Origin of the sequence: Microbacterium oleivorans (assembly GCF_023715745.1) — a bacterium.
GTDB lineage: Bacteria > Actinomycetota > Actinomycetes > Actinomycetales > Microbacteriaceae > Microbacterium > Microbacterium oleivorans_D.
Genome location: NZ_JAMBOV010000008.1, coordinates 1 through 3,467, shown reverse-complemented (window position 1 = coordinate 3,467; position 3,467 = coordinate 1). Strand labels below are relative to the sequence as shown.

Here is a 3,467-nt window from a genome sequence, read left to right as displayed (position 1 = left end):
GAAGTCCGGCGGTGTCCTACTCTCCCACAGGGTCCCCCCTGCAGTACCATCGGCGCTGTGAGGCTTAGCTTCCGGGTTCGGAATGTGACCGGGCGTTTCCCTCACGCTATGGCCGCCGAAACACTATTGATGTTTCAGTCTGCACAACGATTGTTCGTTATGCGGTTCTCGACCGTACATCGAGAACCACTCAGTGGACGCAAGCACCTAAACGGTGTGTTATCAAGTCATCGGCTTATTAGTACCGGTCAGCTTCACGTGTTACCACGCTTCCACATCCGGCCTATCAACCCAGTAGTCTGGCTGGGAGCCTCTCACCCGAAGGTATGGAAATCTCATCTTGAGGCCGGCTTCCCGCTTAGATGCTTTCAGCGGTTATCCATCCCGAACGTAGCTAACCAGCGGTGCTCTTGGCAGAACAACTGGCACACCAGAGGTTCGTCCAACCCGGTCCTCTCGTACTAGGGTCAGATCCTCTCAAATTTCCTACGCGCGCAGCGGATAGGGACCGAACTGTCTCACGACGTTCTAAACCCAGCTCGCGTACCGCTTTAATGGGCGAACAGCCCAACCCTTGGGACCTACTCCAGCCCCAGGATGCGACGAGCCGACATCGAGGTGCCAAACCATGCCGTCGATATGGACTCTTGGGCAAGATCAGCCTGTTATCCCCGAGGTACCTTTTATCCGTTGAGCGACAGCGCTTCCACAAGCCACTGCCGGATCACTAGTCCCGACTTTCGTCCCTGCTCGACCTGTCAGTCTCACAGTCAAGCTCCCTTGTGCACTTACACTCGCCACCTGATTGCCAACCAGGTTGAGGGAACCTTTGGGCGCCTCCGTTACTTTTTGGGAGGCAACCGCCCCAGTTAAACTACCCACCAGGCACTGTCCCTGAACCGGATTACGGTTCGAAGTTAGATATCCAGAGTGACCAGAGTGGTATTTCAACAATGACTCCACGGTAACTGGCGTCACCGCTTCAAAGTCTCCCACCTATCCTACACAAGCCACACCGAACACCAATACCAAGCTGTAGTAAAGGTCACGGGGTCTTTCCGTCCTGCTGCGCGTAACGAGCATCTTTACTCGTAATGCAATTTCGCCGAGTTCGCGGTTGAGACAGTTGGGAAGTCGTTACGCCATTCGTGCAGGTCGGAACTTACCCGACAAGGAATTTCGCTACCTTAGGATGGTTATAGTTACCACCGCCGTTTACTGGGGCTTAAATTCTCAGCTTCGCCTTGCGGCTAACCGGTCCTCTTAACCTTCCAGCACCGGGCAGGCGTCAGTCCGTATACATCGTCTTGCGACTTGGCACGGACCTGTGTTTTTAGTAAACAGTCGCTACCCACTAGTCTCTGCGGCCACCACACCCTTTCCGGAGCAAGTCCGTATAAGTGGATGGCCCCCCTTCTCCCGAAGTTACGGGGGCATTTTGCCGAGTTCCTTAACCACGATTCTCTCGATCTCCTTGGTATTCTCTACCTGACCACCTGAGTCGGTTTGGGGTACGGGCAGCTAGAACCTCGCGTCGATGCTTTTCTTGGCAGCATAGGATCACCCACTTTTTATCCGCATCGTGTCTCAGCCTGAATGAGAGACGGATTTGCCTATCTCTCGGCCTACGCACTTGCCCCGGGACAACCATCGCCCGGGTTGGGCTACCTTCCTGCGTCACACCTGTTAATACGCTAGCCGCACCAGAACGGGGTCGAGCGTTAGACCGGCCGGCTTCACCCCGAAGGGATCCACTCAGCCGGGTTAGGACTCTTAGCACTACTGGATTAGCTGGGGCGGTTCTTCGCCGGTACGGGAATATCAACCCGTTGTCCATCGACTACGCCTGTCGGCCTCGCCTTAGGTCCCGACTTACCCAGGGAAGATTAGCTTGACCCTGGAACCCTTGGTCTTTCGGAGGACGTGTTTCTCACACGTCTTTCGCTACTCATGCCTGCATTCTCACTCGTGTAGCCTCCACGGCTGGTTCACACCGCCGCTTCGCTGGCCACACGACGCTCTCCTACCCATCAACACGGCTGGACCACGAAGGCCTACCAATAATGTCAATGCCACAACTTCGGTGGCGTGCTTGAGCCCCGTTACATTGTCGGCGCGGAATCACTTGACCAGTGAGCTATTACGCACTCTTTCAAGGGTGGCTGCTTCTAAGCCAACCTCCTGGTTGTCACAGCAACTCCACATCCTTTCCCACTTAGCACGCGCTTTGGGACCTTAGTTGGTGGTCTGGGTTGTTTCCCTCTCGACTATGAAGCTTATCCCCCACAGTCTCACTGCTGCGCTCTCACTTACCGGCATTCGGAGTTTGGCTGACGTCAGTAACCTTGTAGGGCCCATCGGCCATCCAGTAGCTCTACCTCCGGCAAGAAACACGCAACGCTGCACCTAAATGCATTTCGGAGAGAACCAGCTATCACGAAGTTTGATTGGCCTTTCACCCCTATCCACAGCTCATCCCCTCAGTTTTCAACCTAAGTGGGTTCGGCCCTCCACGACGTCTTACCGTCGCTTCAGCCTGGCCATGGATAGATCACTTCGCTTCGGGTCTAGGACATGCGACTGAATCGCCCTATTCAGACTCGCTTTCGCTACGGCTACCCCACACGGGTTAACCTCGCCACATATCGCTAACTCGCAGGCTCATTCTTCAAAAGGCACGCTGTCACACCTACCAGGGGTGCTCCAACGGTTTGTAAGCAAACGGTTTCAGGTACTATTTCACTCCCCTCCCGGGGTACTTTTCACCTTTCCCTCACGGTACTTGTCCGCTATCGGTCATCTGGGAGTATTTAGGCTTATCAGGTGGTCCTGACAGATTCACACGGGATTTCTCGGGCCCCGTGCTACTTGGGATACTCTTCGCGTCAAGAGAAGCATTTCGACTACGGGGTTGGCACCCTCTATGACCCGCCTTTCAATGCGGTTCGTCTATACCTTCTTGTAACGCCGACAGTTCGGCAGAACAGTCTGAAAAGTCCCACAACCCCCAACGTGCAACGCCTGCCGGCTATCACACACGCTAGGTTTAGCCTGATCCGGTTTCGCTCGCCACTACTAACGGAATCGCGGTTGCTTTCTCTTCCTGTGGGTACTGAGATGTTTCACTTCCCCACGTTCCCTCTACCCGCCCTATATATTCAGGCGGGAGTCACCAGGTACGCACGCGCCCTGGCGGGGTTTCCCCATTCGGACATCCTCGGATCAAAACTTGCTTATCAGTTCCCCGAGGCTTATCGCAGATTGCTACGTCCTTCTTCGGCTCCAGATGCCAAGGCATCCACCGTTTGCTCTTAAAGACTTGAAATCACATGAGTTGAATCGTCAATTCGAAATTGACTAATGATCTTTAAGATCATCTTTCACGAACCGATCCCTAAAGATCAGCTCGCAAGATGCTCGCGTCCACTGTGTAGTTCTCAAAGTACGGGCGGTACCTCCCCCGCACC

The 3,467-nt window shown here is 54.5% G+C and carries 2 rRNA genes; both read right to left on the bottom strand.

Annotated features, from left to right (window positions below):
- Window positions 1-3 precede the first annotated feature (3 nt).
- Window positions 4-120: ribosomal RNA gene (gene rrf / locus M3190_RS15180) — 5S ribosomal RNA — on the bottom strand.
- Between the two features lie 98 nt (window positions 121-218).
- Window positions 219-3,325, bottom strand: a 23S ribosomal RNA gene (locus M3190_RS15175).
- Window positions 3,326-3,467: the final 142 nt, after the last annotated feature.